Genomic DNA, 18,907 nt, shown 5'->3' on the forward strand with positions numbered 1-18,907 from the left:
TGCCTTGGTTCACGGAGGACTGAATATGCTGTTGTTGTGGATACTGGTGTTGATTGTCGGCGTGGCGTATCTCGCGCACCGGCGTGTTTCTCCGCTGCCCGCATTGGGCATCGTTGCGGTCTATTTACTGGCAATGGGTATTTTCAGTCACGCACCGGGCTGGCTGTTGCTGGCGTTCTGGGTCGTATTGGCAGCCGTCGCTGCACCGTTGCTGCTGCCCGACCTGCGCCGCAAACATTTCACCGCGCCGCTGTTCAACTGGTTCCAGAAAACCCTGCCGCCGATGTCGCAGACCGAGCGCGACGCGATCGATGCCGGCACAGTGTGGTGGGACGGCGAGCTGTTCAGCGGCCGTCCGGACTGGGACAAACTGCTGGCTTATCCCAAGGTGCAATTGAGCGAAGAAGAACAGGCGTTCATTGACGGGCCGACCGAAGAACTCTGCGCGATGGTCACTGACTGGCAGATCGGCCAGTCGATGGATCTGCCGCCCGAAGCCTGGACACACATCAAGGAACATGGCTTTTTTGCCCTGATCATTCCAAAAGAGTTCGGCGGTAAAGGTTTCTCGGCCTATGCCCACTCCCAAGTGGCCATGAAACTCGCAACCCGCAGCGGCGACCTCGCCTCCACCGTGATGGTGCCCAACTCCCTCGGCCCCGCCGAACTGTTGCTGCATTACGGCACCGACGAACAACGCAATCACTACCTGCCACGTCTGGCGCGCGGTGAAGACATTCCGTGCTTCGCACTGACCGGCCCGCTTGCCGGCTCGGACGCCGGGGCAATGCCCGACACCGGGATCATCTGCAAAGGCGATTGGAACGGTGAGGAAGTCATCGGCCTGCGCCTGAACTGGGAAAAGCGCTACATCACTCTCGGCCCGGTCGCCACCCTTCTCGGCCTGGCGTTCAAGGCTTACGACCCGGATCACCTGCTCGGTGACAAGGACGACCTCGGCATCAGCCTGGCGCTGATCCCGACCGATACCGCAGGCGTCGAAATCGGCCGCCGTCACTTGCCGCTGGGCGCTGCATTCATGAACGGGCCGAACTCGGGCAAGGACGTGTTCATCCCGCTGGACTACCTCATCGGTGGTCAGGAGATGCTCGGCAAAGGCTGGATGATGCTGATGAACTGCCTGTCGGTCGGGCGTTCGATCTCGCTGCCGGCAGTCGGTACCGGTGCGGCCAAGTTCACCAGTCTGGTCACCGGCCAGTACGCGCAGATTCGCGAACAATTCAATGTGCCGCTGTCCGCGTTCGAAGGCATTCAGGAAGCCATGGCGCGCATCGGCGGCAACGCGTGGATGATGGACGCGGCGCGGATGCTCACTGCCAACGCGGTGGATCTGGGCGAAAAACCTTCCGTGCTGTCGGCGATCCTCAAATACCACCTGACTGAACGCGGTCGCGAATGCATCAGCCACGCGATGGATGTGCACGGCGGCAAAGCCATCATCATGGGGCCGAACAATTACCTCGGTCGCAGTTGGAACGGGGCACCAATCTTCATCACCGTGGAAGGCGCGAACATTCTTTCGCGCAACTTGATGATCTTTGGCCAAGGCGCGATTCGCTGTCATCCGTTCGTGCTCAAAGAGATGGCGCTGGCCGGTCGCGAGGACAAGGATCAGGCACTCAAGGAATTCGATGGCCTGCTGCTCAAGCACATCGGTTTTGCCGTGAGCAATGCCGCCAGCACGCTGGTGTTGAACCTGGGCCTGGGCCACTTCGAGCACGCGCCGGGCGACAAGATCAGTCAGGGTTACTTCCGTGCCCTCAACCGTCAGGCTGCGGCATTCGCCATGCTCGCCGACTTCAGCATGATGCTGCTCGGCGGCGAGCTGAAACGCCGCGAACGGTTGTCTGCTCGCCTGGGCGATGTGTTGAGCAACTTGTATCTGGCGTCCGCAGCGCTCAAGCGCTATCACGACCTCGACTCGCCGGGCTACATGGAACCGCTGTTTCGCTGGGCGATGGAAGAAAGCCTTGGTCAGTCGGAACGGGCACTGGATGAGCTGCTCAGCAACTTCCCCAACAAAGTATTCGGCTGCGTGCTACGCGTGATCGTCTTCCCGTTCGGTCGACGTCACAAAGGCCCGTCGGACAAACTCGGCGCCGAGGTGGCTGGCGTAATCGGTCGGGCCAAGGGCGATCCAGCGCTGGAAGAACTCCTCGCCGGCTGCTATCGCCCGCAATCGGCGGACGATGCCGTGGGCGCGCTGCAACACGCCAGCGACCTGCTGCACGCCGCGCAGCCGCTGCACAAAAAACTGCACACGTCGCTGAAAAGCGGTCAGGTCAAACCGGTGGCCGGTGAACACGCGATTGATGCTGCGCTGGAAGCCGGCGTGCTGCAACCGGTGGAAGCGCAGAGCCTTCGCGATGCCGAAGCCGCACGCCGCAAGGTGATCGATGTCGATGATTTCGACAAAGACGAGCTGGCACTGGCCGAGGGGAAAGTCCGCTGATCCTCACTGCCGTATAGCTGTTTATTTATGAAAAACGGGCGCGGGAGCTTTATACTCCCGCGCCCGTTTTGCTCTTGAGGACTTAATCTCGTGTCCAATGTCGTTGCCGATCATCTTGTGTTGCTCGACCACCTGCGCAGTATCCTGGTCGCCGTAGGTGAGGCGGAACAAGTGCCCGAAGAAAGTCATGCCCTGTTCCTCGAGCGCTTCGACGAACTGCTGGCGTCCTTGCCGATCGATCCGATCGAAAGCCAATATCTGGGCCAGGACATCCTGACCCAAGTAATCAGCCGTTACCCGCAAATTGCCCACTTGATCCCGCGGGATCTGCTGTGGTTCTTCGCCGGCGACTGCCTGCATTACCTGTCCGATGAAGAAATCGACTTGTATCAGGCACTGGAAGAACGTCGTTACGAAGCTGAACAGAATGACGAACCGTTCGACTGGAATCAGGAAAAGCAGTTGCTGGCGATGTCTGCTCAGGACAGCAAGCACTGATTTAACATCAAAAGATCGCAGCCTTCGGCAGCTCCTACAGTGGAATTACCCAATCCCCTCCAGGAGCTGCCGCAGGCTGCGATCTTTTGCTTTGCGCTACAACAACCCCTCGCTATCAGGCAACTCATACGCCATCGCGGTGTTACTCGCATCACCCACCTTCCCCGGCTTGCTCAGGGTCGGCTCTTTCTCCAGGCACTCCACCAGAAAGTCGATAAGCACCCGCAACTTTGGAGGCAGATACCGCGTGGGCGAATGCAGCAACCACAGTCCACCGTGGTAAGACGCCAAGAACGTCCAGTCGGGCAACACCTGCACCACCAACTTCTGCTCCAACGCATAACGTGCAGTGAAGTACGGCAGGCTGCCAATGCCGATGTGCTGCAACACCGCGCCCAGTCGCACGCCGGTGTGATTGGCGGCATAGCGACCACGCACCCCAACCGTCACCGCTTTGCTGCCCTTCTTGAATTTCCAGCGCGCATCGCTCGGGTTTTCGCCCAGGTAAATACAGCTGTGATTGAGCAGGTCATGCGGATGTGTGGGTGTGCCGTGCTCGGCGAGGTATTGCGGCGTGGCGCAGAGCATATGGTCGATGGTCAGTAATTGACGTCCGACCAAACCGGCAGGAGGCCGATCGGTGATACGAATGGCCAGATCAACATGATCATCGATCAAGTCGACCTGCCGATCCTCCAGCAATAACTCGACATCGACCTTGGGATAGCGCCGCAGAAATTTCGGCATGTGCGGATGAATCACAAAGCGCCCCACCGCTTTCGGAACGCTGATGCGCACCAGCCCTTCCGCTTCGTGAGTGAACTGGCCGCTGATTTCCATCACTGACTTGGCCGCGCTGACCATCTCCTGACAGCGCTTGAACACTTCTTCGCCGCCATCGCTCAGGCGCAGTTTGCGCGTGGTGCGCTGCAACAACCGCGTGGCCAACGCTTTCTCCAGCCGCGAGATGCTGCGACTGACCGCCGAGGGCGAAGAGCCCAGTTGGCGAGCCGCTTCAGAGAAGCTGCCGGTCTCCACGACCTTGACGAAGATCGCCATTTCACCGAGCAGCGGGAGCGGCAGATTGATGCTCACAGCGCACAAGTCCTTTGATGTCTGGATGGATTATCACGTTATTGCACGATTCATATAATAAAAACAGAACTTTAAATAAGGTCTGAAACATGACGCTTCGCCTGTTTTTCCACAGTGATGACCTCAAGGCCAACGTGGAAGTCCTCGACTGCACACCCCACGAAAACGAATTTGCCGTGGTACTTCGCGCCACTCTGTTTCACCCGCAGGGTGGTGGTCAGCCTTGCGATACCGGCTGGATCGGCGAAAGCCAAGTGCAGCGCGTGGTGCAGGAGCCAGAGCGCATCGTGCATTTTGTCGACCGACTCGTACCGCTTGGCATGGCTTGTATCCGCGTCGACGAAGATCGCCGCCGCTTCAACACACGCATGCATTCGGCCGGGCACCTGATCGGGCATTTCGTTCAAGCCATGGGCTGGACACCGATCAAGGCGCATCACTGGCCGGACGAAGGCCGAGTGCAATTCAAGCCGAGCGATGTCGCGCAGGAGGTCGATGCCGAGACCGTTCAATACGGCGTCGGCCAGTGGATCGAACACGATCTGCCACGTCTCACCTCGCTGAGCGAAGGCGCGCGGGAAATCAGTTTCGGCGAGCTGCCAGCCTACGGCTGCGGCGGCACCCATGTACGTAGCCTGAAGGATCTGGGCACAGTCACGATCGCGCCCCTCTCGCAGAAGAAGGGCACGCTGTCCGTCCACTACAGCGTGGATTGAGCATTTCGGGCGCTGCCGCCACGCAGCGCCCGACGCCGTGGAACCGCACTCGCCGGTTCCGTTGACTATCGATAGATGGACCTAAAATAAAATGATGCTAGACGTCGAGCGTCTCGATGAGACGTGCTTAAAAAAACTGGCCAACGAAGAAGTCCTCGCCATCCGCGTCAAAGGCTTTTTGCCCGCGCCGTTGGCGATCGAAATTGGCGACAAGATCCTCGCCCCGGGCTATGAGGGCTACATCAACGCGCCGAGTATCGGCCGAATCGGCATGGCGTTTTACGAGGCGGAAAATCAGCCGATGTTGATCGAAGACTACTTCGAACTCGCCACCCGCAATATCGCCGAACTACGCCATCGCTGCGCGCCCTACTCGTCGCCGGTCGACACCCTGCGCTGCATGCTTGATGAATCCTGGCCGGCCGGCGCGCATCTGGAAAATCTCTACGGGCGCAAAATGTACGTCGGCCTGTCACGGGTGGTGAAGCCAGGTGTGTGCTTTCTTGCCCACCACGACATTTTCGCCAAGGACGCCCCGGACAGTTTTCAGGCGCGCAGCCTCGATGCGCAGTTCGCCTGCAACGTATACCTGAACATGCCCACCGAGGGCGGTGCATTACAGATGTGGGACGACGACATTACCCCGGATCAGTTCGACGAGATGCGCGGCGACAGTTACGGCATCGACCCGGCGCTGTTAGGCCACCCAGCCCTTGAAGTGCGTCCCGAACCCGGCGACTTCATCATGTTCAATTCGCGCTGCATGCACTCGGTGACTCCGGGCGTGGCCGATCCGCGTTTGAGTCTTTCGTTCTTTGTCGGCTATCGCGGCAATGCTTCACCCCTGACCTTCTGGAGCTGAGATGTATTCCACTTACCTGGGCGAGTTTCTCGCATTGGCGACCATTCACTTTCTCGCCGTGGTTGCACCCGGCCCGGACTTCGCTGTGACCATCCGGCAAAGCGTGCGCTTCGGTCGTCTCGTTGGCATCTGTACCGCGCTGGGCATCGGCGCGGGAATCTCCGTGCACGTTTTTTACACCCTGCTCGGCGTCGGCGCGCTGATGCACACCACGCCATGGCTGCTCACCTTGGCCAAGGTCATCGGCGGTGCTTACATTCTGTATCTGGGTATGAGCCTGATCCGCAGCAAACCGAAATCAACCCTCGAAGGCGAAAAACCGGCGGATGACGCGCCAGCGCAACAGTCGCCATTCAAGGCGTTCAGTACCGGTTTCCTGACCAATGCCACCAACCCCAAGGCAACGCTGTTCTTCCTGGCGATTTTCACCACGATCATCAGCGCCAGCACGCCCCTGCAGATTCAGGCGTTTTACGGTTTGTGGATGTGCATGGTCAACGCCTTGTGGTTCGTGATCGTCGCGCTGTTTTTCTCCAGCCATAAAGTGCGCGTGCTGTTTATGCGTCTGGGCCATTGGTTCGAACGCAGCATGGGGGTGATCCTGATCCTGTTTGCCGGGCGTTTGATGCTGTCGATGTAACTATCCTCGAAATCAAAGCCCGCCGACCCTCGGCGGGCTTGTGATTCCCGCAATGCGTCACGCGATGCGAAATTGGTCGAACTGCCACTGATCAACTGCTTCAGGCTCGCCACGCAGCAAATGCGTTGGATGGTCGGTGGGACGCCAATCGGTCTGGATGCCTGTAAGCGTCCCAAGATAGGGTCTGGCCAGTTGCAGGACCTCTTCGTGATCCATTTGCTCGGCCTCGACAATGCCTTCGTCAGGATGCCGAATCGCCCAGATGATGCCGGCCAGAACACCGGCAACGACTTGCAGGCTCGTCGCTGTATTGAAAGGTGCCACGGCCCGTGCTTCATCCACGCTCAATAGCGATCCGTACCAGTACGCATTTTGCGCATGCCCCATCAGCAACACACCCAGTGCATCGACGCCGCCCCGAGCGACCTCTTCACACATGATTCGTTGTTTGTTCTGCGGTTGCCAACCTTGCCCGATCAACTCATTGATCGACAGCAAAGCATCGTCGCAAGGGTGGTAGGCATAGTGCACCGTCGGGCGATAAATGAGCTTGCCCGCCTTTTTCACCGTCAGGAAGTCTGCTGTTGAAACGGTTTCGTGATGGGTGATCAGCAAGCCCAGACAGGCCCCGCCTTCGGGCGTCCAGGTTTTGACTTGTACGCTTGCACCTGGACGATCGAGATAAATGGCGTTACCTGATCCAAACAGATGCCGCTTGGCATCAACCGGCCATGTTTTTCTCGTGAGTGCCAAGTGAAAGCTCGGCAGCCTGGCGCCCCTCACTCAAAAAACCATCGACTGACCAGGTATTGACGAACTCATCCGGCTTTTTGATGCGTTGCGAGCACTGAGTATCCCTTTCAGCGACATGGATGACCTTCACATCCATCTGCATGGCAAGGGCTGCCCAATCCACACCTGCCCGCGTTTTGGGCACGGGCGTTTTCAGCTGTTTCGCCAAAGAGATCAATGCTTCCTTCAAAAGATGGGAGATCAAACCTGGATTGGCGCCATGAGCAATCACCGCCGTGGGGGGTTCGTCCAGCAACTCACGCAAGCGCAGCATTTGGTGACGCATTGCATAGTTTGTACGCTGGGACAAAGACAGTGCCGGGTCGTCATATCCGCCTTCCCAAGGCTCTACACAAGTGTCGAGATACAAGACTCCTGAAGCAGCGCAGTGCTTTACCAGATCGATCGAGCTGACATTCACCGACAGATTGACCAGAAAATCCCCGGCTTCCAACAGCTCATCAAGGATCTGCTTATAGTTTTGCTGCGTCAGGCCGCGCTGCACCCAAGTGATTCCCTGCGCTTCGAACCACTGTCTGCCCTCAAGCACCGGCGCTATTACGACAATCCTGTTGACGCTGATCTCGTGCTGTTTAATGAGTAATGGCAGTACCGCTTTCGTTATAGAGCCAAATCCGACGAACACGAACTTTCCAGTAAAGCGAAATTGACGGTCCATTGCCTGTCTCCCACGCATGCTTGCATTCGGCGATAGATCGCCCCGCTCCGGGGCTCAAAATCTGTATGCGCCCTCCATAAACAGCTGTCTACTGTCAACATTGACAGGTAGCGCCCGGGAGCTTTCTCACTTCATTGGAGACAGTCCCACGATTAGTTTTCATTTCTGCGCCTCTTTTAAGTTTCTGTGCGACAGATCCCGTTTGGCGTCTCCCACGGCAGACGCTTGCGGTGTTAGTTTGCAAAATGTTTCTGACGCATCCGACAGGAACGCTCTCATCAATTGTCTGCAAGGAATGCCTGCGTAATGGACTTTTCCCTCAAGCAACTGGCCGCCGCTACCCTGATGCTGGCCAGCCTCGCCTCTTTCACCACCGCCGCTCAAGCCAACCTCACCCCGGAGCAGAGCGCGGTTATTCTGAAATCCTTCGACGCCAAAACCGTCACTGATTTTCGCGAGTTTCTCGGTAGCCTGGCCCAAAGCGACATCGCCAAAAGCGAGAACCTCGGCCCGGCCATCAGTGCTTTCCTCGACAACAAAACCCTGAGCGCTGAACAGCAAAACGAGATCCATCGTCTGCTGGGCATTTACAGCCGTGTGAAGTACGGCAAAGCCGCGCTGGAAACTTTGCGTGAACTGGTCGAGATTCCGACCTTCCAGAAGGAAGGTGTGGCACAGCACGACAACCCGGAATTCATCAAGATCGCCGCCAAGATCAAAAGCCTGGCTGAGTCTTTCAACCTGAATTTCCGCAACATTGATAACCGCGTCTACGAAATTTCCCTCGAAGGCCAAGGCGAGGAAGTCGTCGGTATTCACGCCCACGCTGACGTGGTGCCGGTCACGCCGGAAAACTGGGTGCTCAAGGACGGCACCAAGCTGGATCCCTTCAAGGTCACTCTGATCGGCGACCGCATGTATGGCCGCGGCACCGAGGATGACAAGAACGGCATCGTCGTCGCGATGTACGCCATGAAGGTGATCAAGGAAGAGAAGCTGCCGCTGGCGCGCAACTTCAAATTGCTGGTCGACACCACCGAAGAAACCACCGGTGACGCGATTCCTTACTACTTTGAAAACAACCCGACGCCGGCCTACAACATGGCGCTGGATGGCGGTTACCCGGTGGTGATTGCCGAGAAAGGTTACGGCACCGTGATGGCCAATTTCCCCAAGCGCAAAGCTGAAGGCAAAGGCGCGGAAATCACTTCGATGACCGGCGGCCTGGCGACCAACCAGATTCCATCGGCGTCCGTCGTGACCCTGGTGACCGACAAACCTGCAGAACTGGCGGCAAGCCTGCAAAAGGCCGGCAGCGAGTTCGCCAAAAACAATGGCGGCAACTTCGAAGTGGCGGCCAAGGTTGACGGCAACGACGTCAAACTGACGGTGACCGGCGTCTCTGCGCACTCCTCCGAGCCGGAGTCCGGTGTGAACCCGGTGGCGCGCATGCTGGTGTTCATCAATAGCCTGAACGGCAAAGTCGCCCTCAAGCACAACCAGTTTACCGACGCGGCCCGCTACGCCGCCGACAACTGGGGCCTGGATTACTTGGGCAACACTTTGAAGGTCGGTTTCGCCGACAGCTTCATGGGCCCGCTGACCACTTCTTTGACCTACGTTGGTGAAAACGACAAAGCCTTCAAACTGGCAGTCAATCTGCGCGTGCCAAAGGGCAAATCGCCAGAAAAGCTCAAGGCTGAAATCGCCGACAAGCTGAGCGCGTGGACGAAGAAGACTCACGTCGCCGTAGCCTTCGATTACTCGATCGCCGATCCAATGTATCGCAACCCGGAAGGTGAATGGGTCAAGGCGCTGCTGGCGGTGTCCACGGAAAACCTCGGCATGAAACACGAGTTCGGCACTTCTGCCGGCGCGACGTCGGTGCATGAGTTGCCGAATGGCGTGCAATTTGGTCTGGCGCGTCCTGAGGTGAAATATACCGGACACACCGATGGCGAGTTCAAGACCGTTGACCAGTTCTTGCTGGATCTGCAGATCGTCACCGAAATGATGGGGCGCATCGGGCAACTGCCGAAGCTGTAACGGAAACGAAAAAAGGACCGTAATGGTCCTTTTTTATGGGCCGTAAAAAATCGCGCACAAACAAAAACGCCGATCATCACTGATCGGCGTTTTTGTTGAAAATGGAGCGGGAAACGAGACTCGAACTCGCGACCCCGACCTTGGCAAGGTCGTGCTCTACCAACTGAGCTATTCCCGCAATGGCGTCCCCTAGGGGACTCGAACCCCTGTTACCGCCGTGAAAGGGCGGTGTCCTAGGCCACTAGACGAAGGGGACACAGGCTACAACTTTCACTCAAATAAAAACGCCGCTCTCACTGAGCGGCGTTTTCATGAATTTGGAGCGGGAAACGAGACTCGAACTCGCGACCCCGACCTTGGCAAGGTCGTGCTCTACCAACTGAGCTATTCCCGCAAATGGCGTCCCCTAGGGGACTCGAACCCCTGTTACCGCCGTGAAAGGGCGGTGTCCTAGGCCACTAGACGAAGGGGACACGCTACCCGGAACACATGGTGTGTGTTTCGGTGTCCAGATCCGCATCCGAAGACTTGGTTCTGGTTTCACTCAGCACCGCCCGAAAGCACTGCTGTTTAAAATTGGAGCGGGAAACGAGACTCGAACTCGCGACCCCGACCTTGGCAAGGTCGTGCTCTACCAACTGAGCTATTCCCGCATTGGCGTCCCCTAGGGGACTCGAACCCCTGTTACCGCCGTGAAAGGGCGGTGTCCTAGGCCACTAGACGAAGGGGACACACTACAACATTCACTCCCTGCCGCGCTTCGCTGTGTGCTTTACGCTGCAAGTGGCGCGCATTCTATGGACGGATTGAAGGGTCGTCAACCCCCAGATATAAATTTATTTAAATCAATGACTTCGACCCGCTTTTCAGGAGCAATCGGACTTTTCCCACGCCCAGACCTTGACGCCTATATTCCGCCACTCGCCAAGACGCTATAGTCCACCCCACAGTGATGGCAATCTGCACATCAAGCGCCAGCATTCATATAAGCAGCACGCGGCCGATACAGATTGAACCAGCCGATCCAACGCGTCGAACGGCGCTAGGCGCACTAAAGCCCAGCCACTACACTCGCGTGCGAACCCTATCAAGAGGTCTTACCGGTGACACCACTCATGATCACCCTGCTCGTCGTAGCCGGGATCGCAATTCTGATCGCCATCGGCTACATGAACCATGTGGTGGAAAACAACAAACTGGAGAAGGCCCGCACCAAGGTCGAACTCAACGATCGCTTGCGGCGCTGCGGCGAACTGACCGAAACCTTTCCCGGCCAGTTCATGACACCTGCGCTCAAACTGCTGCTGACCCGTCTTGAGCTGAATGTCTGCCAGCGCCTGTTGAATCTCGAGAAAACCAGCGCCACCACCAAAGCCCGCATCACCGAACTGAGCGCGCTGGTGGCCCAAGGCGAATCGATCCCGGTCAACAACCCGCCGGCACCGATCCTGACCGAAGCCAAGGCCAAGGATGTGCGCTTCCTGCTGGAAGCCCTGCACGGTCAGATCACCCGCGCCGCGCACGATGGCTTCCTGGCGCCGAATGAAGCCAAACACTGGATTCGCGAAGTGCGCCACATCCTCGTGCTGCTGCACATCGAATTCTTCAACAACCTTGGCCAACAGTCCCTGCAACAAAACCAACCCGGCCAGGCCCGCCTCGCCTTCGAGCGCGGCGTGCAATACCTGCGCAAACAGCAAGACCCGCAGATCTACGCCGAACAACTGCAATACCTGGAAAAACTGCTGGCCCGCGCCAACGCCCAGGTTATGGACAAAATTGCCCCGGTTGAAGGCGAAGAAAACCAACTCACCGCCGGCCTCAAAGACGTCGAAGCGGATGCGGACTGGAAGAAAAAAGTCATCTACGACTGATCGCCGCCGTTGAAAGAAAAGCCACCCCAGAGGTGGCTTTTTTGTCGGTGACTGCTGGAGATTGAGTGAATGGAAGACCGCAATCGCGAGCAAGCTCCCCCCTACAATTGCGCGGGGTACATCTGATAGAGATCGTCGGTTGCGAGGCCGCAATCGCTAGCAGGGCTAGCTCCCACAGTGGGAATGCATGCAGCCTGCGAGCGATTGGTCGGCCCGCAGGGAAGCCACAAGGAAAGCAAACCACAGCAAACCGCATCCGCTTCTCACCACTCAACACAATGAGCGCAAGCTCGAGTGCAGCCCTTGATCTTGATCTCGGAGCCCGTCGGCAGGCTGAGTGCAGGGATTGATCAGGGCGTGGGAGCGCAGCGACCGTTCGACGAAGTCGAACACAGCGAGAGGAGGTGCAGCGCAGCAAACCGGAGGCGATGCGCCCGGATCGAACCCGGAGCGAAGGAACCCCGAGCCCCAGCGAGCGGGCCGAACGTCAGGGCAAAGCCTTTTGGTTCCTTTTTGGCGTCTGAAAAAGGGACTCGCCGTAAGGGCGAAACCGCCAGTCGCAACCCCCAAAAAAACGGATATAACCCCAACCCCCAAACAGCCTGGTCGGCCCAAAGGCCGCCAAAGCAACAAAAAAACCTCAAAGCCGAAAATGCCCAACCATCCCCCGCAACTCTCCCCCCAACTGCGCCAACTCAACACTCGAAGCCGCATTGCCACGCATGGCCAACGACGAATGATCCGCACTCGCGCGAATACTCGTCACACTGCGATTAATCTCCTCGGCCACCGAACTCTGCTCCTCAGCCGCCGCCGCAATCTGCTGATTCATCTGCTGAATCAACGAAACCGCCGCCGCAATACTGCCCAACGCACTCTCCGTCTGCAGCGCATCACTGACGGCGAGCTTCACCAAATCACCACTGCCCTGAATCTGCTGCACCGACGAATGCGCCGCCGCCCGCAACGCACTGACCAGCCGCTCGATTTCTTCGGTTGACTGCTGCGTGCGTCGCGCCAAAGCCCGCACCTCATCGGCAACAACGGCAAAACCACGCCCCTGCTCACCGGCCCGCGCCGCCTCGATCGCAGCGTTCAACGCCAACAGATTGGTCTGCTCCGCCACGCTTTTGATCACATCCAGCACCGCACCAATATTCTGGATCTGCGCACTGAGGCTTTCGATGCTTGAACTCGCCGATGTCGCCGAATCCGCCAGTTGTTCGATTCGCGCCATGCTCTGGCGCACCACCTGCTGGCCACTTTCGACCTTTTCGTCCGCGGTCTGCGCCGCCAGCGCCGCCTCTTCGGCATTACGCGCAACATCATGCACCGTGGCCGTCATCTGATTCATGGCCGTGGCGACCTGCTCGGTTTCTTCTTTTTGGCTGCTGACCTCAAGATTGGTCTGCTCGGTGACCGCCGACAGCGTCTGTGCCGAATTAGCCAGTTGCTCGATGCCGGCCTGCAACCCGCTGACAATTTTGCTAAGTCCTGCGCCCATCTGCTGCATCGCCAGCATCAACTGGCCAATCTCGTCACGCCGCGTCACCTCGACCGTCGCACTCAAATCACCGGCGGCAATCTGCTGCGCCACATGAATCACACTGCGCAATGGCGCGACGATCAGTCGAGTGATCACCCACGCAGCCATCAACCCGACCAATAGCGCCAGCGCCGAAGAGCCGAGAATCAACAACGAATTTTTCTTCAGTTCGGCCTGCATCGCTGCGTCTTCGGCAACATAGGCCTGGTCCACCCGCTCCACGACCTGACTCGCACGCTGATGCAATTGCTCGTAAACGGTTTTCTCCTGGGCCAGCAAACCGGTGTACTCGGCCAGCTTGTCGTTGAACCCGGCAATGTGTCCGGACACTTCATTGAGCACGGTCAGATAACCCTCGTCCTTGACCGTGGACTTCAGTTCCTCGGCTTGCGCCTGCGCCTGGGCGGCCTGCTCGATATTGCCCTTGTCGCCGCTGTCGGCATCGCCTTTGCGGCTCTGATCGAGACGAACCCGCGCCTCGTTCATGGCTTGCAGCATCAACCGCGAAACCTGACTGACCTGACTGGCCTGCTCGATGAACTGCGCGCCGTCCTTGCCCTCGCTGTCTTTCAAGGTATAGGCGCCATCGTCGGCAAGCCCGGCCTGCAACACATCAAGGTTGTTGGCCACACTCGAAACCGACCAACTGGCCATTTCCAGCGCCAGATCCTTGGCCTGCGTCAGCGAAACGAATTCATCGAAGGCTTTGCGGTAGGCTGCCAGCGATGACTGCACATCGCTCATCACCGCCACGTTCGCTGGGGTCTGCGCTTTGAGCTGATCGGCCAGGGCAATCAGGCCATCGACACCCTCACGCAAGGCATCGGCGGTTTTCGGATTGCCGTGCAGGGCGTAGTCCTGTTCCAGCAAGCGCACCCTGAGCAGGTCACTATTGAGCGAGGACATCTGTTTAAGCCCCTCGAACCGGTGACTGATGGTCTGCAGGGACCAGACGCCAATGGCCGCGACCAGCGCGGTCAGCAGCAGCACGAGCACGAAGCCGATACCCAGTTTTTTCGCCATACCGAGGTTGGCAAAACGTCCTTGCATGGCCGAAATCATTGCGCGTAGTCCCCTGCCATAGTCTGTAAGCGAAGATTCGCAACGGCCATCCAACTGCACAAGTCTCTGGCGTCGGAATAATGGCAAAAAGCTACGCCCCCGTCGTTTTCAGAACGCTTGAGGTCGATCCGCACGTGTGTTGCGAAAAAATTGCCGGGCCCGTGGATCGCAAGCGTAGGCGACGTTGATGCGCTGCCATTCGACGAGCTGACCGCCGGGACTGAAGGCGCTCGCCGGCGCCAGTTCCACACCGCTGCTTTGCGCGATCTTGTGCAGTCGCCCCGGATCGACCACTGGCGGTCGCGCCCAAATGAACAGACCGCCAACCGGTTTGCCGAACACTTCCCAGTCGGCATCTTCCAGCGCCTGCAAGGCAGCAGCACGATCGGTGTTCAAACGCTGGCGCTGGCGTTGCACCAGTTTGCGATAGGCACCGCTGGCCAACAGACTGGCCAGCACCGCTTCGGCAAACCGGCAAATACCCAGGCTGGTGACCGTTTTGACCTGGGCCAGACGCTCAATCAGCTCGTCATCAGCCAGCACGAAGCCGACCCGCAACGAACTGCTGAGCGTCTTGGAAAAACTGCCTACGTAGATCACTCGCGGATCCAGCGCGGCCAGTCGGGTGCCGTTGCCCTGGTGCATATCGGCGTAGACATCGTCTTCGATCAACCGTACGTCATGATCTGCACACAACTGCAGGATTCGATGCGCTACGGACTGCGTTAAACAGGTGCCGGTCGGGTTGTGATGATGGCTGTTGATGAACATCGCAACAGGCTGAAACTGATCCAGCAACGCCGCCAGCATGTCCGTGTCCGGCCCGCCGGGCGTTCGGCGCACCTCCAGCAGGTGGACGCCATGCATTCGCAACAGATCGAACAGCGGCGCGTAGCCCGGTGTTTCAACGACCACATGGTCCCCAGCCTTGAGCAGAACCCTGACCAGCAAATCCAGCGCATGGCTGGCGCCGTGGGTGGTCAGTACCTGATTCTCACACGCTGGGATTCCCACGAGCGCGAGGCGTTTGACTATCTGCTCACGCAAGGCCGGCAACCCCAACGGCGTGCTGTAATTGAACAGGCTGGCCATGTCGGCGCGAGCGACCTGGCCAATCGCATAATTGAGGTCATCAGACTCACGCCAGTTCTCGGGCAGGCCGCCGTCACCGAGTTTCAGCCATGCGCCAAACCCGCGATGGCCTTGATTGCCACCCCTCCCCGGCCAATGCGTATTGCCAGGCGCCAATGAGGGTGACGCAGCGACGATGAAACCGGCGCCGTGACACGAAGTCAGAACGCCTTGCGCCACCAGACGTTCGCACGCCTGCGCCACGCACGCCTGACTTAGCAGATTGGCGCGCGCGATCTGCCGCACGGGGGGTAGACGCGTCGTCGGCGCTACCGCATCGCGCGCGATCCACTCAATGACGCCGTCAACAATCTGCTGCACGACCGGCACCATTGCCTGTCGGTCAATTCTCAATTCCATGAGCACACAAACTCCTGTCCGTTTTGCTGGCGGCAGTAAATCACAGCCGCGCTCGACAGGCTGTGCGACAACGCCGTCAAAAGTGCTCGATCTAACTCTTTGATACACATTGTTTAGCCGAACACCCGAACTAAACGCCAGACACGAAAAAACCCGCACGAGAGCGGGTTCTTTCATTGCAGATTTTTCTCAGAACGCGGTCACGCCACCGTCCACCGTCAGCGAGTGGCCCGTGGTAAAAGCAGCGCCATCGCTGCACAGATACAGCACCGCACTGGCGATCTCCTCGACCTTGCCGATGCGCCCGACCGGATGCATGGCGTTGGCGAAGTCGGCTTTCTTGGGGTCCGCCTCATAGGCACGACGGAACATATCGGTGTCGATCACCGCCGGACACACGGCGTTGACGCGGATTTTCTTCTTCGCATATTCGATGGCCGCTGATTTGGTCAGGCCGATCACCGCATGTTTGGATGCCGCGTATATGCTCATCTTCGGCGCCGCGCCCAATCCCGCCACCGAAGCCGTGTTGACGATCGCCCCACCGCCCTGAGCCAGCAACAGCGGCAGCTGATACTTCATGCACAGCCACACGCCTTTGACGTTGACGCCGATGATCGCGTCGAACTCCTCCATCGAGCCCTCCGCCAGTTTGCCCTTCTCGATTTCAATGCCGGCATTGTTGAAGGCATAGTCGAGTCGGCCGTAGGTATTTATTACCTCGTCCATCAGATTTTTCACTTCGCTTTCGACGGTAACGTTGCAACGCACGAAGGTCGCTTCGCCGCCGGCTGTACGAATCAGCGCCACCGTCCCTTCGCCCCCTGCGGTATCGAGATCGGCCACCACCACTCTCAAACCCTCTGCAGCGAAAGCCTGGGCCGTCGCTCGGCCGATGCCATTGGCCGCTCCGGTGACCACTGCAACCTGACCGGAAAACGTCATGCTCATGCTTATGTCCTCGAACGCAAAGAAGCTGGGGATGTGAAGTTGCAGCATAGTCATGGGCAGGCATCGCGCGTCAGCACTATCCAGTGGCTGTCTGTTGGCCCATGCGCGGCAGTGATAAAACCCACCTGACGAACATCACCGGACTGGATCGAACTGCATTCGCCGCATCAGCCAACCTTGCAGCATTGCCATCGAAGGTCTATCAACAAGGCTTCATTCCGTTCGAGTGCCTGTCATGACCAACCAGACCAATCGCCAGTTCCTGCTCGCCAAACGCCCGGTGGGCGCTGCCAGCCGCGACACCTTTACCTATCAGGAAGTACCGGTCGGCGAACCTCAGGCAGGACAGATCCTGGTGAAAAACGAATACCTGTCCCTCGACCCGGCCATGCGCGGCTGGATGAACGAGGGCAAGTCCTACATTCCGCCAGTCGGTCTTGGTGAAGTCATGCGCGCTTTGGGCGTGGGAAAAGTCGTCGCTTCGAACAATCCAGGTTTTGCCGTCGGCGACTACGTCAACGGCGCCCTCGGTGTGCAGGATTACTTCCTCGGCGAGCCGCGAGGTTTCTACAAGGTCGATCCGAAGTTGGCGCCACTGCCGCGCTATTTGTCTGCGCTGGGCATGACCGGCATGACCGCCTACTTCGCCCTGCTCGATGTCGGCGCCCCGAAGGCCGGCGACACTGTTGTGTTGTCCGGTGCGGCGGGTGCCGTGGGCAGTGTTGCCGGGCAAATCGCCAAGATCAAAGGCTGCCGCGTCGTCGGCATTGCGGGCGGAGCCGACAAGTGCAAATTCCTCATCGACGAATTGGGCTTTGACGGCGCCATCAACTACAAGGCCGAAGACGTGGTGGCCGGACTCAAACGCGAATGTCCAAAGGGTGTGGACGTGTATTTCGATAACGTCGGCGGCGATATTCTCGACGCCGTGTTGAGCCGTTTGAACATGAAAGCGCGGGTGGTGATCTGCGGTGCGATCAGCCAGTACAACAATAAAGAGGCGGTCAAAGGCCCGGCCAATTATCTGTCGCTGCTGGTCAACCGGGCGCGGATGGAAGGTTTCGTAGTGATGGATTACGCCACGCAGTTTGCCAGCGCCGCGCAGGAGATGGCGGGCTGGATGGCCAACGGTCAGCTCAAGAGCAAGGAAGATGTGGTTGTAGGTTTGGAGACGTTTCCGGAAACGTTGATGAAACTGTTCAACGGCGAGAACTTTGGCAAGTTGGTGTTGAAGGTCTAAACCGCAAAATCAAAAAATCGCAGCGTGCCGCAGCTCCTACACGGTTATGCAGGAGCTGCCGAAGGCTGCGATCTTTCAGGCGATTTCGGCTACGACCGAAGCCAACGCCTGCGCAGGATCGGTCGCCTGGCTGATCGGGCGACCAATCACCAGATAATCGGAACCGGCATCCAGCGCCTGGCGCGGGGTCAGAATCCGCCGTTGATCGTCTTGTGCGCTGCCCGCCGGGCGAATACCCGGCGTCACCAATTGCAGGGACGGGTGCGCGGTTTTCAGTGCCGTCGCTTCCAGCGCCGAACAGACCAGACCGTCCATGCCGGCCTTTTCAGCCAGCGCTGCCAGACGCAACACTTGTTCTTGCGGTTCGATGTCCAGACCGATGCCCGCCAGATCCTCGCGCTCCATCGACGTCAGCACGGTCACGCCAATCAGCAAAGGCTGCGGGCCACTGCGCTTGTCCAGTTCTTCACGGCAAGCGGCCATCATGCGCAGACCGCCGGAGCAGTGCACGTTGACCATCCATACGCCCATCTCGGCAGCGGCTTTCACAGCCATCGCGGTGGTGTTGGGGATGTCGTGGAATTTCAGGTCGAGGAACACTTCAAAACCCTTGTCACGCAGGGTGCCGACGATTTCCGCGGCGCAACTGGTGAACAGTTCCTTGCCCACTTTGACCCGGCACAGCTTCGGGTCCAACTGGTCGGCCAGCTTCAGCGCGGCGTCACGGGTAGGGAAATCCAGGGCGACGATGATAGGAGTCTGGCAGGCGGACATGAATGGGCTCTCAGGCAGGTCGAAATCGGCGCGCATTGTAGCGGAACCGGCGGCAGCGCGGCACCCGATGATCGGTAAATCGTCACGCCAGCCGTGATCAGCATAGCGCCCGCTGCTATTGTGTCGACTCCGATACACAGCCGACACGCCGCCAACACGCGCCAGCGC

At 58.6% G+C, this 18,907-nt stretch carries 15 protein-coding genes, 6 tRNA genes and 1 pseudogene; 8 read left to right on the forward strand and 14 right to left on the reverse strand.

The window, feature by feature from the left end; genetic code table 11:
* Positions 1 to 25: 25 nt before the first annotated feature.
* Together EL257_RS19760 and EL257_RS19765 are read left to right on the forward strand one after the other, a co-directional pair.
* Positions 26 to 2,473 carry an acyl-CoA dehydrogenase gene (locus EL257_RS19760; RefSeq protein ID WP_126365458.1) on the forward strand — a complete coding sequence of 816 codons (2,448 nt, stop codon included), beginning with the start codon at positions 26 to 28 and terminating at the stop codon, positions 2,471 to 2,473.
* 90 nt (positions 2,474 to 2,563) lie between these two features.
* Positions 2,564 to 2,971, forward strand: coding sequence for a PA2817 family protein (locus EL257_RS19765; RefSeq protein WP_039760212.1), 408 nt, complete (start codon positions 2,564 to 2,566; stop codon positions 2,969 to 2,971).
* A 96-nt stretch (positions 2,972 to 3,067) separates the two neighbouring features.
* Here EL257_RS19765 and EL257_RS19770 read toward each other — a convergent pair whose 3' ends face one another.
* Positions 3,068 to 4,066, reverse strand: a complete 999-nt coding sequence (locus tag EL257_RS19770; RefSeq protein ID WP_126365460.1) for a LysR family transcriptional regulator — start codon at positions 4,064 to 4,066, stop codon at positions 3,068 to 3,070.
* A gap of 89 nt (positions 4,067 to 4,155) precedes the next feature.
* Between EL257_RS19770 and EL257_RS19775 the strand changes: the two genes are divergently transcribed.
* The 3 genes from EL257_RS19775 (at position 4,156) to EL257_RS19785 (ending at position 6,284) form a co-directional block, all read left to right on the forward strand.
* Entirely contained in the window at positions 4,156 to 4,782 is a 627-nt protein-coding gene (locus EL257_RS19775; protein WP_126365462.1) for an alanyl-tRNA editing protein, read from the forward strand.
* Between the two features lie 91 nt (positions 4,783 to 4,873).
* Complete coding sequence (locus EL257_RS19780) at positions 4,874 to 5,644, forward strand: 2OG-Fe(II) oxygenase (protein WP_126365464.1); 771 nt, start codon at positions 4,874 to 4,876, stop codon at positions 5,642 to 5,644.
* Position 5,645: 1 nt separating this feature from the next.
* Positions 5,646 to 6,284: a LysE family translocator gene (locus EL257_RS19785; RefSeq protein ID WP_126365466.1), complete on the forward strand. Its 639-nt coding sequence runs from the start codon at positions 5,646 to 5,648 to the stop codon at positions 6,282 to 6,284.
* Positions 6,285 to 6,341: 57 nt separating this feature from the next.
* Here EL257_RS19785 and EL257_RS19790 read toward each other — a convergent pair whose 3' ends face one another.
* Together EL257_RS19790 and EL257_RS19795 are read right to left on the reverse strand one after the other, a co-directional pair.
* Positions 6,342 to 7,037, reverse strand: a complete 696-nt coding sequence (locus tag EL257_RS19790; protein WP_172604505.1) for a saccharopine dehydrogenase C-terminal domain-containing protein — start codon at positions 7,035 to 7,037, stop codon at positions 6,342 to 6,344.
* Positions 7,006 to 7,755, reverse strand: a complete 750-nt coding sequence (locus EL257_RS19795; protein ID WP_172604506.1) for a saccharopine dehydrogenase NADP-binding domain-containing protein — start codon at positions 7,753 to 7,755, stop codon at positions 7,006 to 7,008. Before EL257_RS19795 ends, EL257_RS19790 begins: the two co-directional genes overlap by 32 nt.
* Before the next feature lie 306 nt (positions 7,756 to 8,061).
* On the opposite strand from EL257_RS19795, the gene EL257_RS19800 reads away from it, so the two are divergent.
* Positions 8,062 to 9,801 carry a dipeptidase gene (locus EL257_RS19800; protein ID WP_126365472.1) on the forward strand — a complete coding sequence of 580 codons (1,740 nt, stop codon included), beginning with the start codon at positions 8,062 to 8,064 and terminating at the stop codon, positions 9,799 to 9,801.
* A gap of 102 nt (positions 9,802 to 9,903) precedes the next feature.
* Here the strand turns inward: EL257_RS19800 and EL257_RS19805 are convergent.
* The 6 genes from EL257_RS19805 to EL257_RS19830 form a co-directional block, all read right to left on the reverse strand.
* A tRNA-Gly gene (locus EL257_RS19805) sits at positions 9,904 to 9,979 on the reverse strand.
* Between the two features lie 2 nt (positions 9,980 to 9,981).
* Positions 9,982 to 10,057 (reverse strand) — tRNA-Glu (locus EL257_RS19810).
* Positions 10,058 to 10,119: 62 nt separating this feature from the next.
* A tRNA-Gly gene (locus EL257_RS19815) sits at positions 10,120 to 10,195 on the reverse strand.
* Between the two features lie 3 nt (positions 10,196 to 10,198).
* A tRNA-Glu gene (locus EL257_RS19820) sits at positions 10,199 to 10,274 on the reverse strand.
* 104 nt (positions 10,275 to 10,378) lie between these two features.
* Positions 10,379 to 10,454 (reverse strand) — tRNA-Gly (locus EL257_RS19825).
* 2 nt (positions 10,455 to 10,456) lie between these two features.
* Positions 10,457 to 10,532: transfer RNA gene (locus tag EL257_RS19830), tRNA-Glu, on the reverse strand.
* A gap of 384 nt (positions 10,533 to 10,916) precedes the next feature.
* On the opposite strand from EL257_RS19830, the gene EL257_RS19835 reads away from it, so the two are divergent.
* Positions 10,917 to 11,675, forward strand: coding sequence for a hypothetical protein (locus EL257_RS19835; protein WP_172604507.1), 759 nt, complete (start codon positions 10,917 to 10,919; stop codon positions 11,673 to 11,675).
* Positions 11,676 to 12,315: 640 nt separating this feature from the next.
* Here the strand turns inward: EL257_RS19835 and EL257_RS28495 are convergent.
* The 4 genes and pseudogenes from EL257_RS28495 to EL257_RS19850 form a co-directional block, all read right to left on the reverse strand.
* On the reverse strand, positions 12,316 to 13,197 hold the full coding sequence (locus tag EL257_RS28495; RefSeq protein WP_419866632.1) for a methyl-accepting chemotaxis protein: 882 nt from the start codon (positions 13,195 to 13,197) through the stop codon (positions 12,316 to 12,318).
* 27 nt (positions 13,198 to 13,224) lie between these two features.
* Positions 13,225 to 14,283, reverse strand: a pseudogene (locus EL257_RS28500) (methyl-accepting chemotaxis protein); the annotation flags it as partial.
* A gap of 108 nt (positions 14,284 to 14,391) precedes the next feature.
* The gene (locus tag EL257_RS19845; protein ID WP_126365478.1) at positions 14,392 to 15,774 is read right to left on the reverse strand and encodes a PLP-dependent aminotransferase family protein; all 1,383 of its coding nucleotides are present in this window, start codon (positions 15,772 to 15,774) and stop codon (positions 14,392 to 14,394) included.
* A gap of 189 nt (positions 15,775 to 15,963) precedes the next feature.
* The gene (locus EL257_RS19850) at positions 15,964 to 16,725 is read right to left on the reverse strand and encodes an SDR family oxidoreductase (RefSeq protein ID WP_126365480.1); all 762 of its coding nucleotides are present in this window, start codon (positions 16,723 to 16,725) and stop codon (positions 15,964 to 15,966) included.
* Between the two features lie 235 nt (positions 16,726 to 16,960).
* Between EL257_RS19850 and EL257_RS19855 the strand changes: the two genes are divergently transcribed.
* Positions 16,961 to 17,965, forward strand: coding sequence for an NADP-dependent oxidoreductase (locus tag EL257_RS19855; RefSeq protein ID WP_126365482.1), 1,005 nt, complete (start codon positions 16,961 to 16,963; stop codon positions 17,963 to 17,965).
* Between the two features lie 75 nt (positions 17,966 to 18,040).
* Here the strand turns inward: EL257_RS19855 and pyrF are convergent, their stop codons facing one another.
* Positions 18,041 to 18,739 carry an orotidine-5'-phosphate decarboxylase gene (pyrF, locus tag EL257_RS19860; RefSeq protein ID WP_172604508.1) on the reverse strand — a complete coding sequence of 233 codons (699 nt, stop codon included), beginning with the start codon at positions 18,737 to 18,739 and terminating at the stop codon, positions 18,041 to 18,043.
* Positions 18,740 to 18,907: the final 168 nt, after the last annotated feature.

Source organism: Pseudomonas fluorescens, from assembly GCF_900636825.1.
Lineage (GTDB): Bacteria > Pseudomonadota > Gammaproteobacteria > Pseudomonadales > Pseudomonadaceae > Aquipseudomonas > Aquipseudomonas fluorescens_BG.

Bases quoted from the DNA above. Each gene is read 5' to 3' on its own strand.
- EL257_RS19760 (WP_126365458.1), top strand. From the start codon at position 26: ATGCTGTTGTTGTGGATACTGGTGTTGATTGTCGGCGTGGCGTATCTC.
- EL257_RS19775 (WP_126365462.1), top strand. From the start codon at position 4,156: ATGACGCTTCGCCTGTTTTTCCACAGTGATGACCTCAAGGCCAACGTG.
- EL257_RS19780 (WP_126365464.1), top strand. From the start codon at position 4,874: ATGATGCTAGACGTCGAGCGTCTCGATGAGACGTGCTTAAAAAAACTG.
- EL257_RS19785 (WP_126365466.1), top strand. From the start codon at position 5,646: ATGTATTCCACTTACCTGGGCGAGTTTCTCGCATTGGCGACCATTCAC.
- EL257_RS19795 (WP_172604506.1), bottom strand. From the start codon at position 7,755: ATGGACCGTCAATTTCGCTTTACTGGAAAGTTCGTGTTCGTCGGATTT.
- EL257_RS19800 (WP_126365472.1), top strand. From the start codon at position 8,062: ATGGACTTTTCCCTCAAGCAACTGGCCGCCGCTACCCTGATGCTGGCC.
- EL257_RS19835 (WP_172604507.1), top strand. From the start codon at position 10,917: ATGATCACCCTGCTCGTCGTAGCCGGGATCGCAATTCTGATCGCCATC.
- EL257_RS28495 (WP_419866632.1), bottom strand. From the start codon at position 13,197: ATGCTGGCGATGCAGCAGATGGGCGCAGGACTTAGCAAAATTGTCAGC.
- EL257_RS19845 (WP_126365478.1), bottom strand. From the start codon at position 15,774: ATGGAATTGAGAATTGACCGACAGGCAATGGTGCCGGTCGTGCAGCAG.
- EL257_RS19850 (WP_126365480.1), bottom strand. From the start codon at position 16,725: ATGAGCATGACGTTTTCCGGTCAGGTTGCAGTGGTCACCGGAGCGGCC.
- EL257_RS19855 (WP_126365482.1), top strand. From the start codon at position 16,961: ATGACCAACCAGACCAATCGCCAGTTCCTGCTCGCCAAACGCCCGGTG.
- pyrF (WP_172604508.1), bottom strand. From the start codon at position 18,739: ATGTCCGCCTGCCAGACTCCTATCATCGTCGCCCTGGATTTCCCTACC.